The organism is Salinimicrobium sediminis (assembly GCF_900215295.1).
Classification (GTDB): Bacteria; Bacteroidota; Bacteroidia; order Flavobacteriales; family Flavobacteriaceae; genus Salinimicrobium; species Salinimicrobium sediminis.
The window spans coordinates 59,517-79,667 of record NZ_OCMF01000004.1; the positions used below are offsets into that span (position 1 = coordinate 59,517).

Annotated in this window: 17 protein-coding genes; 10 read left to right on the top strand and 7 right to left on the bottom strand. The window is 40.8% G+C overall.

Going from position 1 to position 20,151, the window contains the following annotated elements; genetic code table 11:
• The first annotated feature begins 218 nt into the window (after positions 1–218).
• Positions 219–1,301, top strand: a complete 1,083-nt coding sequence (locus CRO16_RS13200) for an endonuclease/exonuclease/phosphatase family protein (RefSeq protein ID WP_097056868.1) — start codon at positions 219–221, stop codon at positions 1,299–1,301.
• A gap of 80 nt (positions 1,302–1,381) precedes the next feature.
• Here the strand turns inward: CRO16_RS13200 and CRO16_RS13205 are convergent, their stop codons facing one another.
• Complete coding sequence (locus tag CRO16_RS13205; protein WP_097057143.1) at positions 1,382–2,074, bottom strand: arylesterase; 693 nt, start codon at positions 2,072–2,074, stop codon at positions 1,382–1,384.
• A gap of 61 nt (positions 2,075–2,135) precedes the next feature.
• Here CRO16_RS13205 and CRO16_RS13210 point away from each other — a divergent pair, with 61 nt between their 5' ends.
• Entirely contained in the window at positions 2,136–2,819 is a 684-nt protein-coding gene (locus CRO16_RS13210) for an ABC transporter ATP-binding protein (RefSeq protein ID WP_097056869.1), read from the top strand.
• Positions 2,806–5,349, top strand: a complete 2,544-nt coding sequence (locus CRO16_RS13215; protein ID WP_097056870.1) for an ABC transporter permease — start codon at positions 2,806–2,808, stop codon at positions 5,347–5,349. Before CRO16_RS13210 ends, CRO16_RS13215 begins: the two co-directional genes overlap by 14 nt.
• 7 nt (positions 5,350–5,356) lie before the next feature.
• Here the strand turns inward: CRO16_RS13215 and CRO16_RS13220 are convergent, their stop codons facing one another.
• Both CRO16_RS13220 and CRO16_RS13225 read right to left on the bottom strand, forming a co-directional pair.
• The gene (locus CRO16_RS13220) at positions 5,357–5,767 is read right to left on the bottom strand and encodes a response regulator (protein WP_097056871.1); all 411 of its coding nucleotides are present in this window, start codon (positions 5,765–5,767) and stop codon (positions 5,357–5,359) included.
• The gene (locus CRO16_RS13225; RefSeq protein WP_097056872.1) at positions 5,764–6,009 is read right to left on the bottom strand and encodes a hypothetical protein; all 246 of its coding nucleotides are present in this window, start codon (positions 6,007–6,009) and stop codon (positions 5,764–5,766) included. The genes CRO16_RS13220 and CRO16_RS13225 overlap by 4 nt, the downstream gene beginning before the upstream one ends.
• A gap of 306 nt (positions 6,010–6,315) precedes the next feature.
• Between CRO16_RS13225 and CRO16_RS13230 the strand changes: the two genes are divergently transcribed.
• Positions 6,316–7,323 (top strand): LLM class flavin-dependent oxidoreductase, encoded by a 1,008-nt coding sequence (locus CRO16_RS13230; protein WP_097056873.1) that lies wholly within the window; start codon positions 6,316–6,318, stop codon positions 7,321–7,323.
• Between the two features lie 7 nt (positions 7,324–7,330).
• On the top strand, positions 7,331–8,125 hold the full coding sequence (locus CRO16_RS13235) for a PhzF family phenazine biosynthesis protein (protein WP_097056874.1): 795 nt from the start codon (positions 7,331–7,333) through the stop codon (positions 8,123–8,125).
• Here the strand turns inward: CRO16_RS13235 and CRO16_RS13240 are convergent.
• The 4 genes from CRO16_RS13240 to CRO16_RS13255 all read right to left on the bottom strand — a co-directional run bounded on the left by CRO16_RS13240 (position 8,122) and on the right by CRO16_RS13255 (position 12,837).
• On the bottom strand, positions 8,122–9,612 hold the full coding sequence (locus CRO16_RS13240) for a flavin monoamine oxidase family protein (protein ID WP_097056875.1): 1,491 nt from the start codon (positions 9,610–9,612) through the stop codon (positions 8,122–8,124). The genes CRO16_RS13235 and CRO16_RS13240 overlap by 4 nt on opposite strands.
• A gap of 117 nt (positions 9,613–9,729) precedes the next feature.
• Positions 9,730–10,524 (bottom strand): hypothetical protein, encoded by a 795-nt coding sequence (locus tag CRO16_RS13245; protein WP_097056876.1) that lies wholly within the window; start codon positions 10,522–10,524, stop codon positions 9,730–9,732.
• 65 nt (positions 10,525–10,589) lie between these two features.
• On the bottom strand, positions 10,590–12,380 hold the full coding sequence (locus CRO16_RS13250; RefSeq protein ID WP_179670543.1) for an adenylate/guanylate cyclase domain-containing protein: 1,791 nt from the start codon (positions 12,378–12,380) through the stop codon (positions 10,590–10,592).
• Positions 12,381–12,426: 46 nt separating this feature from the next.
• Positions 12,427–12,837: a hypothetical protein gene (locus CRO16_RS13255; protein ID WP_097056878.1), complete on the bottom strand. Its 411-nt coding sequence runs from the start codon at positions 12,835–12,837 to the stop codon at positions 12,427–12,429.
• 371 nt (positions 12,838–13,208) lie between these two features.
• Between CRO16_RS13255 and CRO16_RS13260 the strand changes: the two genes are divergently transcribed.
• From CRO16_RS13260 to CRO16_RS13280, 5 genes are all read left to right on the top strand, one after another.
• Positions 13,209–15,392 (top strand): sensor histidine kinase, encoded by a 2,184-nt coding sequence (locus CRO16_RS13260; protein WP_179670544.1) that lies wholly within the window; start codon positions 13,209–13,211, stop codon positions 15,390–15,392.
• An 18-nt stretch (positions 15,393–15,410) separates the two neighbouring features.
• Complete coding sequence (locus tag CRO16_RS13265) at positions 15,411–17,582, top strand: sensor histidine kinase (RefSeq protein ID WP_097056880.1); 2,172 nt, start codon at positions 15,411–15,413, stop codon at positions 17,580–17,582.
• Positions 17,583–17,672: 90 nt separating this feature from the next.
• Positions 17,673–18,704, top strand: coding sequence for a sensor histidine kinase (locus tag CRO16_RS13270; RefSeq protein WP_097056881.1), 1,032 nt, complete (start codon positions 17,673–17,675; stop codon positions 18,702–18,704).
• An 11-nt stretch (positions 18,705–18,715) separates the two neighbouring features.
• A complete protein-coding gene (locus tag CRO16_RS13275) occupies positions 18,716–19,093 on the top strand; it encodes a response regulator (RefSeq protein ID WP_097056882.1) in 378 nt (125 codons plus the stop codon).
• 6 nt (positions 19,094–19,099) lie between these two features.
• On the top strand, positions 19,100–20,137 hold the full coding sequence (locus CRO16_RS13280; protein ID WP_097056883.1) for an adenylate/guanylate cyclase domain-containing protein: 1,038 nt from the start codon (positions 19,100–19,102) through the stop codon (positions 20,135–20,137).
• Positions 20,138–20,151 lie beyond the last annotated feature (14 nt).

Below are 20,151 nucleotides of genomic sequence, written 5' to 3' on the forward strand. Positions count from 1 at the left end.
AAATGAATTTTATTTGTTAATTCAAAGTTAAGCTATAACGGGAAACATTTTTTACGGTTTCCCGTAATTGCATTTATTTTTCGCTACTTTTTATAAAATTTGTTGCCCAACTTCAAAAAGATACTTGAAAGCTTCCTGGAAAATTCCCAGGATTAATGCTGCAGCTGCTTTATATTATTCTCAAAACTGTATATTTGAAGTGCCCGTAGCATACAAATATGAGTAGCCCCGAGATTATTGCATTTATATTAAGTTTTCTAGCACTTCTTCCCACAATAGCATCTATTTCCAAGCTGGACAACTGGTGGGTGAGAGATTTTGATTTTCCAAGATTACAAATCAGCACCATAATTTTATTCTTTATAATTTATTGTGCTGCCATCTTTGACTTTAGTTCTTTTTTGGAAATCCTAATGCTGCTGCTGCTCATAGGCAGTTTTGTATACCAGGCTGTAAAAATCTATCCCTATACATTTTTTGCAAAGAAGCAAGTAAAAAAGTACAAAGGGAATGATGAAAAAAGACAGATTTCTATACTCGTTAGCAATGTTCTTACCACCAATACAAAATATCAAAAGCTTATTCACCTTATCAACCGGGAAAATCCCGACCTGGTTTTAACCCTGGAAACCGACGAGGTTTGGGAAAAAGAACTTGAAGTTATTGAAGACGAATATCCTCACACCGTAAAGATCCCTTTAAAGAATCTCTACGGCATGCATCTTTATTCTAAACTGGAACTCAGCAACATTGACATAAAGTATCTCATTTCTGAAGAAATACCCTCGATCCACGGGAAGGTAAAATTGCGCAGCGGGGAAAAAGTAAAAATTCATTGTTTGCACCCCAAGCCTCCAAGTCCTTCTGAAGATGACACTTCAACAAACCGTGATGCGGAACTTTTACTTGTGGGAAAAGAGATCGATGGAAAAAACTCCACCCTTGTTTTTGGAGATCTTAATGACGTCGCCTGGTCCCGTACAACCGAACTGTTCATGAGACTGAGTGGCCTTTTAGATCCCAGGATCGGGAGGGGCTTCTATAACACGTTTCACGCCCAGTATCCGATATTCAGATGGCCCCTGGACCATGTCTTCCATAGTAGTGACTTCTTACTGCAGAAGTTGAAAAGATTGGAAAGCATAGGATCTGACCACTTCCCTATTTACATTAAACTTGTTTATGAACCGGAGAAACAAAACCTCAACGGGCATACTGAAGGAGTTGAGGAAGAAGAAGCAGAATGGGCTGAAGAAAAAATAGAAAAAGGAATTCACCCCGAGGAAGAATCTAAGGTTTAAGATTTCAAGATCAAACCTCTTTGTCTCAACTTACTTATAGATACCGCTCCGTTCAATGACCACTGACCACCTATCACTAATCACTGATCACTAATAACCGGTTCCAATACTGTCCAAACATTTTCGGCAACAATGTCGTAACCTTCTTCGGTGGGATGTATCCTGTCCTGTTGATTCAGGGAAGGATTTCCGGCTACTCCTTCCAGGAGAAACGGAATAAGGTGCAGGTCGTTCTCCTGTGCCAGCTCGGGAAAGACATTTTTGAATTCTTCGGTATAATCCTGACCTAAATTTGGTGGAACCTGCATGCCGGCAAGAATGATCTCTACATTAGGATTTTTCGCTCTCACAATATCGATGATCGCCTGCAAATTCTGTCTTGTCTCCTGAACAGGAATTCCCCTAAGACCATCATTTGCCCCCAGTTCCAGAACAAAAACATCCACCTTTTGGTTTAGCACCCACTGTATCCTGTTTCTTCCTCCCGCAGTTGTTTCTCCGCTAAGTCCGGCATCCACAACTTCATAATTAAGACCAATCGAGTCTATTTTCTGCTGAATTTCGGCAGGAAATCCTTCAGCAGGATCGAGGCCCATGGCAGCAGTGAGACTATCCCCAAAAAATAAAATTGTTTTTGTGTCTTTAGAAGTATCCTTTTCAGTTTCTTCAGATTCTTCGGCTTCTATTTCAGCATTGGTTTCATTTTTTGAAGCTTCTCCGCAGGAAGAAAATAACAGCAGGGTTAAAAAAGATAAATAGACTAGGTTTCTCATAGCATTGGAGTTCAAATGAAAATCATTTCTTACTTTGCCTTTTTTTGAAAGACAGGTAAGAATGACAAAGATATTAAACGTGCGCAACCTGGAGAAAAGCTATAACAGCGGCTCCAAAAAGCTCACTGTGCTTCACGATATTAGTTTTGATATTGAAGAAAAGGAAACTTTTTCCATAGTAGGTCCTTCTGGGAGCGGTAAAACTACTCTCCTGGGGCTCTGTGCGGGTTTGGACAGGCCGGATTCGGGTAGTATTGAACTTTGCGGGACAGAATTGGGGCATCTGTCTGAAGATGAACGCGCTGTCCTGAGAAACCGAAAGGTTGGTTTTGTGTTTCAGGATTTTCAGCTCCTGCCTACGCTTACTGCTCTTGAAAATGTGGCAGTTCCACTGGAATTACAGGGGGCGAAGAATGCCTCGGAAGTAGGAAAAGAATTGCTTACAAAAGTAGGATTGGGAGGAAGATTTGATCATTATCCTTCCCAGCTTTCCGGAGGGGAGCAACAAAGAGTGGCCGTGGCAAGAGCCTTCTCCAACCGTCCCTCCATTCTCTTTGCAGATGAACCCACCGGCAACCTGGACGCAGAGACGGGGGAAAAGGTCATCAAACTTCTCTTTGAACTTAATAAAGAAGCCGGTACTACTCTGGTTATCGTAACCCATGATCTTGACCTGGCAAGAATGACTCAGCGCATCCTGCGTCTAAAAGGCGGAAAAATTATTGAAGCGCATGAACAGCACTAGAACAAAGACCTCCTTTGGCTGGCTTTTAAAAATGGCCTGGCGGGATGGGAAAGCCAGCAGTCGCAAACTTATTTTGTTCATGGCTTCCATAGTCCTTGGCATTGCCGCTGTAGTTTCCATTCAATCCTTTGGAGAAAATCTTAAGCAAAACATCGCTCTGCAGTCAAAAGCTATGATGGGCGCCGACTTCAAGATCAATATGGACCAGGAGCCTACACCTCAAGTCACCGCCATTATAGATTCTCTTGGGGGAGCACAGGCACGGGAAATAAGCTTTAGTTCCATGGCTGCTTTTCCCGGAAAAAATAGCACCAAACTCGTGCAGGTTCGTGGAATAGAGGGTTCTTTTCCATTTTACGGAGACATGGAAACAACTCCTCCCAATGCAGCACAGCAGTTTCAAAAAAAAGGAGGAGTACTTCTCGATGCCACAGCAATGCTACAACTGGGGTTGCAGCCCGGAGACCAGATCAAAATTGGGGAAGTCACCCTTCCAATATTGGGATCTTTAAAATCTGTTCCGGGAAGTAATGCCTTTTTTAGTTCGCTGGCACCCCCTGCAATAATCTCTTATGATTTCATCGAGAAAACCGGTTTGGTACAGACCGGTAGCCGGATTAATTATGAATTTTATTTTAAGGATCCCAGTACTGACCTGGAACAGCTGGATGAAAAGCTTGATGACCGACTGGAAGAGTTTGATGCCGATCTGGACACTCACATCTCCACCAGTGAGCGGTTAGGAAAGCGCTATGAAAATTTTGGGAAATTTCTCAATCTCGTAGCTTTTATAGCCTTGCTCTTAGGCTGCGTGGGAATTGCAAGTGCAATAAATATCTACATCAAAGGCAAATTAAAGGCTGTGGCAATTCTTAAATGCCTTGGCACCACCAAAAAGCAGTCCTTCATGATCTATTTGCTTCAAATTGCAGGCATGGGATTTTTAGGAGGAATTTTAGGGACTATCGCAGGATTGCTTTTACAACAGTTATTTCCGTTGTTACTGGGAGATCTTTTACCGGTGGATGTGCAGATAAATTTTGACCTGCAGATCATTCTTATGGGACTTCTCCTGGGAGTGCTCATGTCGGTTTTGTTCGCACTAATTCCTTTGATTGGCACCTTATATGTTTCACCGTTAGAAACCCTTAGAGCGCGTAGCAGTAGTAATAAAAGATCGGGAAAGGCAGAAATTGCAGTCCTTTCTGCAATATTCCTTTTTATTCTGTTCTTCTCGTTTTGGTTATTAAAGGACTGGAGGTATTCCCTGGCTTTTGTTCTGGGAATAATAGTCACCTTTGCAATTCTTGCCGGAATTGCTAAACTCTTTATGAAAGTCATTCGGGAAAATTTTCCCACTAGCTGGGGCTTTCCTGCGAGACAAAGTTTACAGAACCTCTTTAGACCCCAAAATCAAACATTAACTCTCGTGCTGGCCATTGGGGTAGGTACATTTTTGATCAGTACCCTGTACTTTACCAGGGACATCCTTCTTGCCCAGGCCTCGCTGGATTCCCAAAGCAATAGTCCTAATATGATCCTGCTGGACGTGCAGAGGGGTCAGGAATCCAATGTAACCAAAACCATCCGGGATAACGGGAGCAAAGTCATTGATGACATTCCCATTGTTACCATGCGTGTACAAAGCATCAAGGGACGCAGTGTAAATGAAATTCGTGGGGATTCTTTATCTGATATTAACGGGTGGGTACTCAACCACGAGTTTAGGGTGACCTACAGGGATTCTCTTACGAATTCTGAGGTTCTCTCTTCGGGAAACTGGACTGCAGAAGTGGAAGCTACCAATCTTATTCCAATTTCTATCAGCGATAATTTTGCCGAAGATGCAGTGGTAGAAGTAGGAGATCGTCTAACCTTCAATGTTCAGGGAGTGATCATGAATACGGAAGTGGGAAGTATAAGAACAGTTGACTGGAGCCAGATGCAACCAAATTTTTCCATTGTTTTCCCTAAAGGAGTTCTGGAGTCTGCGCCTCAATTCAGGGTCATTACTACTAAAGTGGAAAATGAAGCAGCTTCTGCAGCTTTACAACAGCAACTGGTAAGCCTGTTCCCAAATATTTCTATTATAGACCTACGGCAGGTCCTTAGAGTGGTAGAAGAAATTCTTAATAAGATCGCATGGCTCATTAACTTTATGGCTTTCTTCAGTATCCTTACCGGAATTATTGTTTTATTGGGAGCAGTACGAACCAGTAAATTTCAAAGGATCAGGGAAAGTGTTCTTCTGCGAACTATGGGAGCCCGCAGCAAACAGATCCTGAAGATCCTTGCTTTGGAATATTTTTACCTGGGGGTATTGGGAACATTATCGGGTATCCTGTTATCGTTCATTAGCAGTTTATTGCTGGCTTGGCTGCTGTTCGACGCTACCTTTGTCCCTTCCCTGTTCCCCTTCCTTATCCTGTTTCCCGGAATCACATTACTTGTAATGATCATTGGCCTTACCAATAGCATTAGCGTGATCAAAAGTCCACCGCTGGAAGTCCTAAGAAAAGAAAGTTATTAGGTAAGGGTTAGGAAATCAAGGGAGCAACTTCCGGATGTTCCAGGATCTGCGGAATATGTTCTTTTCTTAGAGGCTTGGAATAAAATCCCATTACTCTTGGGTAGTCCAGTGCCCTTTTGTTATCGTGTCTAAATAAGGAAGAAGTCACTACCATAACAACCAGCTGGTTTGCATAGGGGCGGGTATGGCAGGCTTCCAGAAAATCCCATCCATTCATCACCGGCATATTGAGATCGAGCAACACAAGGATCTTTTGTTTTTCTTCGGCCACCTCATCTAAATAACTCAGAGCTTCCCTTCCATTCCCTACTATCTTAATATCATTTTTAAGAGCCCCTTTTAAACTGAATTTATGGAGTCGGGAGATTATGAGATCGTCTTCTACAATAAGTATTTCCAACTCCCTGTTAGTTTTCAATGCTTTCTGTTTTTTTTGATGATATTACCAATGATCTTATCTACTTCATCTGCCGAAGATCTGATAAGTTGTACCAGTTCTTCCCTGCTCCACTCCCCCTGTACCGGCTCAAGAAGCAGACACGGGAATGGAAGTGCTTCAAAGATCTCAAAGCAGGGATTTGTAATTGTAGCTCTATGCAAAATATAATCGTTCTGGGACCTTTTTATCCTGTAAGTTAGGAGATTTATTGTAAATGCCACAACCTTTTAGGTATTTTGTCGATCATTTAAACCATTTTATCAGATTTTTTTAGCTAATCAACTGGGCTGCAAATAAATAAAAACCTACTCTAACTTCCATTTTTTTAACAAATTAAAGCCCCCTCCCCATTTAAATATCGTAAGTAAATTCCTTCGGAATTGTTATTTAAACCATTCATTATTACTGGGATCCGTTTTTTCCTAAACTTCCGGAAAACAACCTTATAAATTAGCCTTGGATATACCGGGCTTTACTTTGATAGCCTCTCATTATTGCCGAACTTTGAAGAAGAATTGAAATGAAATATGCAAAAAGAAAAAAAGCCCACTCCTTATTCTATTCTTGAGCTGGCAAGTGTTGGAGCGGGGAATACTATTAAGCAAACTTTTGAGAATAGTCTGGATCTTGCAATAAAGGCAGAAGAGATGGGCTTTAAACGCTTCTGGCTGGCAGAACATCATAATATGAAAAGCATCGCCAGCTCTGCAACTGCCGTTCTTATAGGTTATATAGCCGGTGGCACTAAAAGGATAAGAGTAGGTAGCGGCGGTATTATGCTCCCTAACCATTCTCCTCTTATAGTTTCTGAACAATTTGGTACCCTGGGTTCCCTCTACCCTAATCGCATTGACCTGGGTTTGGGGAGAGCTCCGGGTACCGACCAGGTGACTGCCCACGCTATTCGCAGTGACCGGATGCAAGCCGTTTATAAATTCCCGGAAGAAATAAGCCAGATTCAGCAGTACTTTTCAGTCAAAAATCATAAGGCTCAGGTGCGTGCTACGGTTGCAGAAGGGGTAGAAATACCTATTTATGTGCTGGGTTCCAGTACAGACAGTGCTCATGTTGCCGCAGAGAAAGGTCTTCCCTATGCCTTTGCCAGTCATTTTGCACCTGCCCAGTTGTTTGAGGCACTCAATATCTATTACAATAAATTTCAACCATCCGAATTTCTGGACAAACCTTATACCATAGGGTGTATCAATGTAATCGCAGCCGATACCGATGAAGAAGCCGAAAAGATCTCCACTACCCTCATAAGAATGATGTTGGGGGTAATGACCGGCAACATTGACTATATGCAACCGCCTGTAAAAATGACTTCAGAATTGAGAGAACTGGCTGCTAATCCTGCTTTCCAAAGGATGCTTAAATATGCTTTTATTGGAAGTAAAGAAACTGTAAAAGAAAAGACACAAAAATTTTTACAGGAAACAGGAGTTAATGAAGTGATGGTCGCATCTCATATTTTTGCTCATGAAGACCGGGTACATTCTTACCGGCTTTTCTCAGAAATTATGAAAGAAATTTAGCAGGTTTATGGAGTTGGAACTTTTTCAGGTCAGCGCTTTTACACAAGATCCTTTTGCGGGAAATCCCGCCTGCGTCATACCCCTTCAAAAATGGCTTCCGGATGATCTTTTGCTTAAAATAGCCAGAGAGAACGCAGTCGCAGAAACGGCTTTCTACATGGAAGAAGGACCCGGATTTAAACTTAGATGGTTTACACCCGAAATGGAAATGGACCTTTGCGGCCATGCCACCCTTGCAACAGCCCATGTGATCAAAAACATCAAAAAATTTTCGGGTAAAAATATCATTTTTGATACCCGTAGCGGAAAGATTACAGTTTCTTTTAAAGATTCCAGGTATCTTCTGGACCTACCAAACCGTGATCCGACGCCTCATGGAATGCCCTTGCTCCTGAAGGATTCTTTGAATTTACAACCTGTTGAAGTTTTAAAAGCCCGGGATTTTGTCCTGGTTTTTCCTTCAGAAAATATCATAAAAGAAATCCAAATCAACCGGAATTACTTTGACCGACTTGAATTAGGTACAGGAGGCGTTATTGTGACTGCCCCGGGAGATGAATGCGATTTTGTTTCACGCTTCTTCACCCCGGGAGCTTCAGTTTTTGAAGATCCCGTAACAGGTTCTGCCCACTGTTCCCTTATCCCCTACTGGAGTAAAAAGCTGGGCAGGAGTAAAATGAAAGCACGGCAGCTTTCAGAAAGAGGGGGCGAATTATTTTGCACCTTAAAAGAAGATCGCATAGAAGTTGCGGGGCATGCCGTCACCTACTTTGCCGGCAGTCTCCTTTTAAACAATGTTTAACCTTCCTGCACCTCCCGTGCCGCCCGAAGTCCTGAACGCAAAGCGCCTTCCATAGTACTTCTCAAAATGCTGGTATGTTCCCCTGCAAAATGAATTTTTCCATGAGGAGCCTGTAAATCTTCAAGATAGGCCGTTACATCTCCCGGCGCAGGCCAGCTGGGACCACCCAGGGCATATGGATCCTCACTCCAGGCTTTTACATAACCTTCTGTGAAATGTTCCTGCACTTTTGGAAATACTTTTCCCATTTCCTGTAACTGTTGATCAATTGCCTCCTGCTCCTCCATTTCACCAAGGGTCTCTGCACGTTCACCAACTACATAACTCTCCAGCACGGCAGGACCTTTTTCCACATTATTAGCGTTAGTATAGGCATTCACCTGCATCACCGGCAAATCTGAAAAAACCAGGCCTGTCACTCCCTCTTGGCGCCAGAAGGGTTGATCCACTTCAAGAAAGACCCTTGTTAGGTTGAGTACCGGCATTTCTTCAATAGCCTTAAATTTTGCTGCGGAAAGAGCGGGTTTAAACGTCACTTTTTTAAGGACCTTTACCGGTAGAGTTACAATGACCTCATCTGCTTCAAAAGTGGTATTATTTCCCTTTTTTACCGCAGAAATTTTCACCTTCTCTCCTAAATCCTCAATAGTTTTTACCTCCACCCCGTAATGCAGGTCTTCTTTCAGCTTTTTAGCCATTTCTTTGGGAAGTTGGTCATTACCTCCTTTAAGAATAAAAGGCATCCCTCCCATAAACAACCCAAAATCGGACATCGCCATGGAAAGTCCCGAGGTGCCCTCGGGTGCTGCAGCAAACCACATGGTATTTTGCAGCAACTCTATAGCACCTTCACTGGCACCCTGCTTGCGAAGGTATTCGGCAAGGGATAACTTGTCGAAATTAACTACAGGGGCTTTATTCCATAGATCGGGCATACCTGATTCTTTCGGCAGAGTGTCAATTATGTACATCTTTACCAGGGAGAAAGGATCTTTCCCCTGTTCCTGTTCACTCAATTCATAAGGCCAGTTAAAAATTTCTCCTTTTTTACTAACTATTCTCTTTCCATTGAGATGATAAATGATACCTTCCTCGGGCATCGTCCATGGAATTTTCTCAAAGTTGAATTCGTTGATAAGCTTTAGAGCTTCTGTATAATTTTCGGAATATGCTGCTGCTCCTTCTTCCGCATAAATTCCATCGGGAAATGGCTTTCTTAGCGTAGATACTCTTCCTCCAGGCCGTTCCCGGGCTTCAAGAATGACTACTTCATGCCCATTGGATTTCAATTCGCGTGCTGCCGCAAGACCTGCCAACCCGGCTCCAACAACAATTACCTTTTTTGAACTTGTGGCTTTTCCGGAAAGAAAACCTGCTGCAGAAAGGCTTCCGGGAAAGAAAATACCCGTTCCCAGCGCTCCAAATCCTAAACCTACCTGTTTTAAAAACTTCTTCCGGGAAATTCCCTCCTTAGTCTCTTTTTTCATGATATTACTATTGATTGGTTATCAATTCTAAAAGCTGTTGCAGGGGGAATAAAAGCAGGAAGGGGGAAGAAAGGAACTGCTCCTCCCTCTAAAGATAAAAAAAATTATGATAAATACTTAGATCCCGGCATCAGCAATGTCTTCCTGCAGGAGAAGGGCGGCACAAAGGGAAGAAAGCAAAAGTCTTTCCGAAGGATCTTTTGTATGAAGATATACCTCCCCGTTGTCAACTAAAGATACAGCAGCAACAGATTTCCCATTGCTGTCAAATATCTCATAGCCTATTGAGCCCGCTATGATTTTTTGAGGGCCTTTTTTTCCGTCGAGATGGGTAATGGGCATTAGGGTGTAAAATTCTTTGTTATTCAGAGCAAAAAATCCCGTGTATTCACCGGCAAACCTTTGAGCTGCTTCATTATCCAGGACCAGTTGCCAGGGAGTGGTGTCCTCATTTAGAAATATTTGGAGGTAAAAAAGATTTTCAGAATATCCGGAGCCACCAAAAATGTCTTCAAGTATATTGATCACAGAATTAGGATTGTCTCCAATCTGCAAGTCTTCTGAATGAAACCGGGACACTGCATAAACATCTGCCGCATTACCAAAGAAGTCTTTCATAATAAAATAGAAAGATTGATCACTGTCTGCATAATCCATCGCTATAAGATTGGGATAATTTGGATCATGAGGTTGTCCGGAGAGGAGATCGACTCTTGTGTTACCACTTCGGGTCCAGGAGCGTTTAACTACAGAAGTCTGATAATCCCCAAAACTAATTTTTTGCTTTATCAATAACCCCTGCCTGCCTTTTACAGGAAATGCCGTAGTATCTGCAACTGAAAGTGCGGGTTTCATAGGAGTGCAGGCAACCATGACCATCACAGTTGCCAAATGGAAGAAAATTTTTCTCATAAATGTTCAATTATTTCTTCTAATACGATAAAAGGAAATAAATGTTACTGAAGGTGAGAGTTCGCTCAGGCAACATTTACCTGGGTCTCATGTTTTCTTCCCTTTACAAAGTACATCTTCATCATCCCTTTGTTCTTGACCATTATTTCTCCCCTGTAATGACAATGGAATTTGTCCTTGATCAATTCATAGGTGTTTTCTGAAATATTGATCTCTCCAGATTGGGAACAGCTTTCCATACGCGCAGCAATATTGACCGCGTCACCCCAGATGTCATATGCCCATTTCTTCCTGCCAACCACTCCTGCCACCACAGGACCTGAATTTATCCCTATCCGAACATCGAAACGGGTTTCTTTCTCTGTTTTTAATTCTTTCGCTTCCTTTACAAAAGCAAGCATATCACAGGCAGCAGATAACATTCTTTCCGCGTGATCCTCTACAGGAAAAGGAACTCCGGCAGCACACATATAAGCATCACCAACAGTTTTAATTTTTTCAAGCCCGTGTTGTTCTACGATCTCATCAAATTTTGAGAAATAAAAATCCACGCTTTTAACCAATTCTTCCGGAGAAAGATTTTCAGAGAAATGGGTGAAATTCTGAAAATCGGTAAAAAGAACGGTCACCGCCTCAAAACGCTTGGCCTTTACTTTCCCCTGTTCTTTTAACTCCATTGCCGTCTCCTGTGGAAGAATATTCAGCAAGAGAAGATCGGACCTGCTTTTTTCTCTTTCTATGACCTTTTTGGTCCTTCCTATATGTTTATTGCGCCGGTATAAACCAAATGCCAGTAGCGCAATAAGGAATAAGGCCACACTTACTGCAATGACCACATTACGTTGATTTGCCTCTCGTTCACTCAGGAGATCGACCTCTATCTGCTTTTGGGCAATCTCAAAATCTGATCGAAGATTGGCCATCTCTTCTATGGATTTAATATTTCTTATACTGTCTTTATAGATTACATATTGTTTGAAATGGTCAAATGCCTGTGGTATATTTCCTGAACGTTCGTAAAGGGTGGACAACAAAAGATGTACATTTTCGAGATCACGTTTAAGTTCATGGGTTTCGGCTGCCTTTAAACTTCTTTCTGCGTATTCAATGGCCAAATCATAATTTTCCCTATCAAACTGGACCTCTGCCATAGACAACAAAAAGTCAGTGATCGCACTATAATCCTTTACCTCCTCCAAAATTGAGATTGCTTGGTTAAGATAACTCTCACCTCTCCTGCTATCTCCTTTTCCCGCATATATTCTTCCAAGATTTCCAAGGCTGTAGGCTTCGTATAGATCTCTATTGTATTTTTTAAAAATTTCCCTTGCTTCCTGTGTATAAACCAGGGAAGAATCTAACTCCCCTTTATCAAAGAGACCATCACCAACATTATATAATGCCATCCCCAGAAATAAAGTGTCCTCTGCTTTCCTAAGATAATCGAGACCGCGATCAAAATAAGTGGCAGAATAAATAAAATTCCCACTTTCTGAATAAGTATTCCCAATTTCAACATTTGTAGCTCCCAATAAAAGGGGATCATTCAAAGATTCTGCTATTGCAATACTTTTGAAGAGATAATCCAGAGATTTTTCATACTCTCCTATCAATCTCCAGTTAGCTCCCTGAATTTTATAGGCTCTTTGTAAAAGTTGTTTAGAAGAATTAGAATCAAGGACCTCTAATGCCAGGTGACTATAATAGATTGCACTATCAGGGAACTTTACTTCACTGGCTATACTGAGTAACAATTCAGGATTTTTACGCATTTCGGGTTGCGTTCTAAAAACTGTTCTCAAACTGTCTAGATAGTTCAGTTCCTGGCCCTGAACCATAGCAGAGCCTAGCAGCATAATTAAAAGAAGAAATTTACCTGCTGAAGATCTCATCCTATTTAAGTTAAGTTTTCATCATAAGTTTGGGATCCACAGTAAACTGTCCATTTCGACCTTTTATCTCAAAAATTATATTGTAACTGCTTTCCATTCCATCTTCAAAGCCGGTCTTTACCTCGGCCATGTATGCTCCTCTGTCAGATGGATCATTTCTTTTGTCTTTCAGAAAATTATGTTCGCTGCCAGATTTGTTTTCTATGCCGATGATCCCTATTGTATCCTGGGGTCGATCTTTTGGCTGCCCAAACCAGAATACATTTTTCTGTGGATTGACCACCGAAAGAAAATTTTCAGGATCTTTTCGTGGATTTCTATTGTCGCGGTCATCTTTGAGTTCCACACACTCATCTTCATTTCCGGGTTTGATTTTTTCTGTATCTACAATCATGTAGATCCTGGTGTCTTTTGCTTCCATAGCTAAAAAAAGGTTAATTAACTGTATATTAAGGTACTAAAGAAAACTCTTTCAGCCAATTTATATCGTTGAATTACATAGAAAGCTATTCTATAGTCGCATCTACAAAAGATTTCGAAAGCAAAAGATTACAGGATTAATAAATATTTGTTAATCAGAAAATTACAAAAGAGCATAAGTCTTAAATTAACGGCATAATGCCCTCCTCAAGCTATTTAGCTGGAAAAATATAAGCGAAAGTAAACCTGTAGTATCTAATAATCTGCAGGACAGCATAATATTATCTTCGGAAAAATTCAAGATGAGTAACCGGCTTCTTCTGGACTGAAGAAGGCTGAGCTTTCCGAAAAACAGCTTGTAAAATGGCATTTTTGAAAATTCTTATTTTTTTGTTGCTCCTGCAAACAGGTAGCTACACCGTTATGGCCCAAAACTCTCCTGGTCAGTCGGAGTTTACTGGTGATGTCTTGTTGTTTCATGATTCTATAACCACCGGTGAGCTAAAAGAAATTCACCTGTCCTCCCTCAAAGGATGGAAATTTTCTCCAAAAAACGATCCTTCATTTTCTTCAAAGGACCTTGATGACAGTAAATGGATCACTATTTCCAAACCTCTCAGCGAAGAAGGAGCTGTACCCGACTCTTTGTGGAATGGCTTTGGTTGGTTTAGAATGAAAGTAAAAATTGACTCTTCCTTTAGCTCCTCTGTAACTTTTCAAAGCTATCCCGGGTCGGGAGCCGTCGAGCTGTACATCAACGATTCTTTGGTCCTAAAGAGAGGTAATCCCAGTCCCAATGCTGCAGCACAAAAACTTCAACCCGCAAATTTCTCTGTAGGGGAATGGTATCGCTTTAAGCCCGGAGAAACCTATCAACTGGCAATGAAATATTCATTTCACAACATAAGGGACTTAAGCTTCTTTATGCTTATGAATCCGGTGACAGATGTTGGAATTCACATGTTCCCTCCAAAAAGCTTAGATAAGATTATAGAGGAGGAACATACTATGCAAATTGTTTTTAATTCCGCCGGAATTATTCTATTCATGGTAATGGTACTCCACCTGTTCTTCTTTCTAAAAATAAAAAATGATCGCAATAACTTCTGGATCTTTTTAATAACCTTTCTGGTATTCATTTTTGCTCTTCTAATCAATATAAACAACCGGATAAATTCCAATAACTATAATCTTGAACTGGGGTTACTTTTTATCACGCAGGTTACCCTTACCATTGTTATGGGCATTCTCCCACTTGTATTGCATAAAGTGCTGGAAGTTAAAGCAGGTATTTTCTGGAAGATCTATACTATAGTTCCTTTTACGGTATTTATGGGAGTTTCATTGATCTACAGCCAGAATATCTTAAGCTCCATAGTAAAGAGCGAGTCGCCTCCGGTATTATTGATCCTTTTCACCCTGCTGGGAGGAATTGTTGCTCTCGTAAAAGCCCATAAAAGTAAGCGACGGGACATGTCTATAGTAGCAGCGTCCTTTTTAGGTTTTCCAATTTTACTGCTAGTGGCTATTATATCCTTTGAAGCGCTTGACATAGGGGGACTTCTCCTTGGGGCATTGATCATTCTTTCCATACTTACTGTTATTCCTATTGGCCTTTCCCTATTCCAGGCAAAAAGATTTCTAAGGCTTCACAACCAAATGGACCTCCTTGTAGAAAACCGCACAGGTGAATTGGAACAGGCAATGCAAAATCTTCAGAGATCTAATGAGGATCTTAAGGCAGCGCAGGATCAACTGGTACAACAGGAAAAATTAGCTTCTTTGGGACAACTTACTGCCGGAATAGCCCACGAAATTAAGAATCCACTAAACTTTGTCACTAACTTTTCTGATCTGTGTATAGAATTAATTGCTGAAGCCAAAGCCGAAGTACAGGCTTTAATGACTACAGAAAATAAAACTCCGGATCCTGAAAATGCCAAAGACAACGGCATATTGAGGACCTTAAAAGAACTTTTAATTACGGTTGAAGGCAATCTTGAGAAGATCTATGAACACGGAAACCGGGCAGATGGGATCGTCAAGTCCATGCTGCTTCACAGCCGTGGAGGCTCAGGGAAATTTCAGCCTGTTATGTTCAACGCCCTGGTAGAGGAGTATGTGAGGCTTGCCTATCATGGCATGCGGGCTTCTCCAAATCCTATAGACATTCAAATTGTCTTTGACCTTGATTCTTCCATTGATGAAGTAAGTCTCATCACGGAAGATTTCAGCAGGGTCATTCTTAATTTATGCAATAATGCTTTTGATGCAATTAGAGAAAAATTAAAAACTGAATCTTTTTCTCCCCGTCTTGAAGTAAAGACATTTAAAACCGAAGATTCAATAATCCTTGAGATCATTGATAATGGCACAGGGATCCCCGATGACATTAAAGAAAAAATACTCCAACCTTTCTTCACCACTAAAAGAGGAACCGACGGTACCGGTCTTGGTTTAAGTATAACCAATGATATCGTAAAGGCTCATGGAGGCAGCATAGGGATTGAATCAGTACCCGGTGAGGGAGCAAAATTTATAGTTAAAATCCAATAGAAAAAGTTTTCAGGAAAGATGTATTTAAAGTGGTTTTACATATTCGGAATTTTACTCCTGGCATTCAATGCCCAATCTCAAAGTACTACACCTGAGAATGAGGTTTATAGCATTCAGGATTCCCTTCTGCAGGGGTCTTTCATGGAAGTTTATTTACCAGATCTTATTGGATGGAAATTTTCACCATATGACCATCCGGAGTATTCTTCTCCAGATTACGATGATAGCAGCTGGTATACTACAACAACCCCCCTGAGAGAAGAATCAGCCATTCCGGATTCCTTGTGGAATGGCTTTGGGTGGTTCAGGCTTAAGGTAAAAATGGACTCAGATGAATTGATAAACAGCATCATTCAGAATTTCGGAGGGACAGGCGCAATTGAATTCTATATCAATGATTCTTTGGTATTTAAAAAAGGAAATCCTTCAGTAAATCCGGAGTTTCAGGAACTCAAAGGATTTAATAATCAACTGGGAGATCTTTACACGTTTGAAAAAGGAGAAAATTATCAGTTCGCTGTAAAATACTCCTATCATGATTATAATTTCTGGAATTCTTTCAGCTTTAATAGGGTAAGGCACGACTTCGGTCTTTCCCTCATAAGCGTAAAAGAAATTAATGAATTTGCCACATTTATTAAATCCCATTCAGGTGTTAACGCAGCAGCCCTGGTGGTACTTTTGATGGTCATGCTACTGCACTTTTTTCTGTATCGAAAATCCAAGATTAAGGATGGAAATTTCTGGATCTTTTTGATTACCGCTTCAATATTTATTTATTCTCTGGCCATGAATGTGGATAATTTCTGGTCTACTTCCAGCTTTTTCTGGCGGGCTTTTCTTCTTGGTTTAACTTCATTATTCTCTGCAGTGTCAATAGGTTTGATCCCTATTGTAAGCCATAAAGTATTAGAAGTAAAAGCTGGTTTTTTCTGGAAATATTTTCTCCACTTTATTTTACTCTCTTATTTACTTGATATGGTCTACAGGTCCACAAAATATTTTGAAGAGCAAATCAATTTATTATTAAGCCTGGCATTGGTACTTGCTGCAATAGTGGGTGGAATAACAGCATCTATTAAGGCAAAGAAGAAAAAGAAAAAAGATATCTGGTTAGTTGCAGGATCTCTTATAACCTTTCCCTTCCTGATGCTCCTTGGAATAGTGTTTATATTTTTCAATATTCAACATCTCCTTCTTTTATCCCTATTATATTTCTTTTTGTTTACGATCATCCCGATAGGTATGTCTCTTTACCAGGGAAAGAAATTTCTACGCATGCACAGCCAACTTGATGCCATGGTAGAAGAAAGAACCTCCGAACTGGAGCAGGCGATGAAGAATCTGCGGCAGTCTCATGAAGATTTAAAAGCTGCTCAAACTCAGCTGGTGCAGCAGGAAAAGCTAGCCTCTCTTGGCCAGTTAACTGCCGGAATTGCACATGAGATCAAGAATCCGCTAAACTTTGTCACCAATTTTTCTGACGTATGCCTGGAACTGGTGGAAGAAGCAAAAACAGAACTAAGGGTCGCCACAAAAGCCCAGGTCCCTACCGGAGAAAGAAATGGGATCGATACTTTACTTGATAATCTGCAGGAAATTCTGCAAACCATTGAAACCAATCTTCAGAAGATCTATGAGCATGGCAATCGTGCTGACGGAATTGTAAAATCCATGTTGCTCCACAGTCGCGGGGGATCGGGAAAAATGGAACTTACAGATCTTAATTCAGTCGTGAAAGAATATGTGAATCTTGCTTATCATGGAATGCGGGCTTCCAAAAACCCCATTGATGTAGTACTGGAATTTGACCTGGATATTGATATAAAAGAAATACCGCTTGTAGCCGAAGACTTTAGCCGTGTAATACTCAATCTGTGTAATAATGCCTTTGATGCTATGAGAGAAAAAACGGGAGAGCCTTCTTATAAACCGGTGTTAAGGGTGAGAACTGGAAAACAAAACAGTACGGTACTGCTAAGCATTGGGGATAATGGCCGTGGCATAGATCCTAAAATTGCAGACCATATTCTACAACCTTTTTTTACAACTAAAAAAGGTACTGATGGTACAGGGTTGGGTTTGTCATTATCAAATGAGATTGTGCAGGCACATGGCGGAGAAATAAAGGTTGAATCCACACCCGGCAAAGGAGCTAAATTTATTGTTGTTCTACCTACAAGCCTGTAACAATATAAAAGAAGGAAAAAAACTGCTTGCAATGTAAATTCAACAACGTAGGATTTTTTTTCTTAACTTGATCAAACCATCTATAAATAAGTGGAAAACAAAGCATTAAAAACTCAAGATTCTTTATTCCTTAAGCTTACTGAAGCCTTAAAGAAGGAGCTCTCTTTGGAGAAAGGAAAGGAAAAAATTATTGGGATAAAGTTTCAGAAGTCGGGAGAAGATTGGAACCTGGAGGAGTTAAAAGTGCAGGATCCGGAAGAAGACATCACCAGGGAACTTTCTGAAACGAAAAGACAGCTGAAAGCGGTGAAGAAACGTCTGAAGGCTGCGGAGCAACAATTGGTAAAACAGGAAAAATTGGCGAGTCTTGGTTTGCTAACCGCAGGCATTGCACATGAAATTAAAAACCCCCTCAATTTCATCACTAATTTTTCCGATCTAAGCGTGGAATATTTAGTTGAAATAGAAGAACTCCTGCAGGATCATAAGCACCTGAAAGAAATAAAAGATGCCTTTGCATTAATCCGGGATATAAAAACCAATCTTGGTAAAATCCATGACCATGGGCATCGTGCCGAAGGAATAGTTAGATCTATGCTATTGCACAGCAGAGGAGGAAACGGACATTATGATCCTGTCGACCTGAATGCCCTTCTTAAAGAATATGTAAACCTGGCTTTTCACGGCATGAGGGCCAATAAAAACCCTATAAATGTTGAGATCAACCTGGACCTTGATCCCAATTTGGGGAAGGTCACAGTCAATGCAGAAAGTTTTAGCAGAGTGATCCTCAACCTTTGCAAAAATGCCTTTGATGCGATGCGTGAAAAAGCAGGATCTCCCAGTGCACCTGATGATTACAGGCCTAAACTGAAGGTATCTTCCTTTACCGAAAATAAAAAGGCAGTTATAACTGTAGAAGATAATGGTCCCGGTGTACCCGATGAACTCAAAAATAAGATACTTACCCCCTTCTTTACCACCAAAAAAGGAGCAGAAGGCACGGGTCTGGGCTTAAGCATTTCGAAGGAAATACTTCAGGAACATAAGGCACTTCTCTCTATAGATTCAAAAGAGGGTGAGTTTACCCGCTTTAGAATAGAACTTAGTCAAAAGCTTTAAAAGGAAACGCTATGAAAATATTGATTGTTGATGATGAAAAAGATGTGGAAATGCTGTTCCGCCAAAAGTTCAGGAAAGAAATTAAACAGGAAGATCTTGAATTGGTTTTCGCCTTTTCGGGAAAGGAGGCAATTGAGATACTGGAAGAGTCCGACCCACCTTCCGTCGTTTATGTCTTTTCGGACATTAACATGCCGGGGATGACCGGAATAGAACTTTTACAGATTATAAAAAAGAAATTTCCGCAGATAAAGGTAAGTATGATTTCGGCTTATGGGGATTCTGAAAATTATAACAGGGCCATTAATTCGGGAGCTAAAGAATTTTTCACCAAACCTATAGATTTCACCTCTCTAAAAAGAGAAATAAGAGGCGTATTAAATACATAAAAAGCCATGGCCAAGATTTTGGTAGTAGATGATGAAGCAGACCTGGAGGTGTTGATAAAACAGAAATTCAGGCAGAAGATAAGGCAAAATGAATATGAATTTCTTTTTGCGCTTAACGGCCGTCATGCCCTGGAACAGCTGGAGAAAAATCCAGACATAGATCTTGTTTTAAGTGATATCAACATGCCCGAGATGGATGGACTCACCCTTCTTACCAGGATTAGTGAAAAAAATTCTCTGTTAAAAGCGGTTATTGTTTCGGCTTACGGGGATATGGAAAACATTAGAATAGCCATGAACAGGGGTGCCTTTGATTTTGTAACAAAACCAGTAGATTTTAAAGATCTGGAGATCACCATTGACAAAACAATAAACCACGTAAATCAACTTAAGGAAACGCTCAAAGCTGTAAAGGAAAATGATATTTTAAGGATGTATGTAGACGAGACTGTTCTAAATTTTATGGGAAAGAACGGGGTTGAAAATGCCCTTTTTGAAAATGAAACGGTTGAAGGTTCCGTAGCCTTTATCGACATCGTAGAATTCACCAAAATCAGTGAAACGGAATCTCCTGATGTGGTGGTTAAACTCCTTAACAAGTATTTTGACATCATGGTTAGGGAGATCATCAACCAAAGAGGGATTGTAGATAAATTTATGGGAGATTGTATCATGGCAGTTTTTAAAGGAGAATATCATCTGGACAGGGCAATTGATGCGTGCCTGGCAATAAGAGAAAGCCTGCAAAAGGTTGAAAAGGAAGAAGAGGAGGATTATAAGCTGAAGATTTCCATTGGAGTTAATTCCGGAGAAATGGTTTCAGGAAATATTGGTTCCAGCACCCTAAAAAGGTTAGACTATACAGTAATTGGTGATGTGGTCAATGTTGCGGCCCGCTTACAAGCTTCTGCTTCTGTAAACCAAATTCTGATCTCTGCCGGGAATTACGAAAAAATTAAAGAATCTTTTCAATGCAGGGAGGTTGGATTGATCAACTTGAAAAATAAAAAAGCGCCCCTTAAGGTTTATGAAGTGATTTGCTAAAAAATCTGAAAAAC

What these genes read in the sequence shown, in the direction of transcription:
- CRO16_RS13200 (WP_097056868.1), top strand. Translation starts at nt 219, where the DNA reads ATGAGTAGCCCCGAGATTATTGCATTTATATTAAGTTTTCTAGCACTT.
- CRO16_RS13205 (WP_097057143.1), bottom strand. Translation starts at nt 2,074, where the DNA reads ATGAGAAACCTAGTCTATTTATCTTTTTTAACCCTGCTGTTATTTTCT.
- CRO16_RS13210 (WP_097056869.1), top strand. Translation starts at nt 2,136, where the DNA reads ATGACAAAGATATTAAACGTGCGCAACCTGGAGAAAAGCTATAACAGC.
- CRO16_RS13215 (WP_097056870.1), top strand. Translation starts at nt 2,806, where the DNA reads ATGAACAGCACTAGAACAAAGACCTCCTTTGGCTGGCTTTTAAAAATG.
- CRO16_RS13230 (WP_097056873.1), top strand. Translation starts at nt 6,316, where the DNA reads ATGCAAAAAGAAAAAAAGCCCACTCCTTATTCTATTCTTGAGCTGGCA.
- CRO16_RS13235 (WP_097056874.1), top strand. Translation starts at nt 7,331, where the DNA reads ATGGAGTTGGAACTTTTTCAGGTCAGCGCTTTTACACAAGATCCTTTT.
- CRO16_RS13240 (WP_097056875.1), bottom strand. Translation starts at nt 9,612, where the DNA reads ATGAAAAAAGAGACTAAGGAGGGAATTTCCCGGAAGAAGTTTTTAAAA.
- CRO16_RS13245 (WP_097056876.1), bottom strand. Translation starts at nt 10,524, where the DNA reads ATGAGAAAAATTTTCTTCCATTTGGCAACTGTGATGGTCATGGTTGCC.
- CRO16_RS13250 (WP_179670543.1), bottom strand. Translation starts at nt 12,380, where the DNA reads ATGCTGCTAGGCTCTGCTATGGTTCAGGGCCAGGAACTGAACTATCTA.
- CRO16_RS13255 (WP_097056878.1), bottom strand. Translation starts at nt 12,837, where the DNA reads ATGGAAGCAAAAGACACCAGGATCTACATGATTGTAGATACAGAAAAA.
- CRO16_RS13265 (WP_097056880.1), top strand. Translation starts at nt 15,411, where the DNA reads ATGTATTTAAAGTGGTTTTACATATTCGGAATTTTACTCCTGGCATTC.
- CRO16_RS13275 (WP_097056882.1), top strand. Translation starts at nt 18,716, where the DNA reads ATGAAAATATTGATTGTTGATGATGAAAAAGATGTGGAAATGCTGTTC.
- CRO16_RS13280 (WP_097056883.1), top strand. Translation starts at nt 19,100, where the DNA reads ATGGCCAAGATTTTGGTAGTAGATGATGAAGCAGACCTGGAGGTGTTG.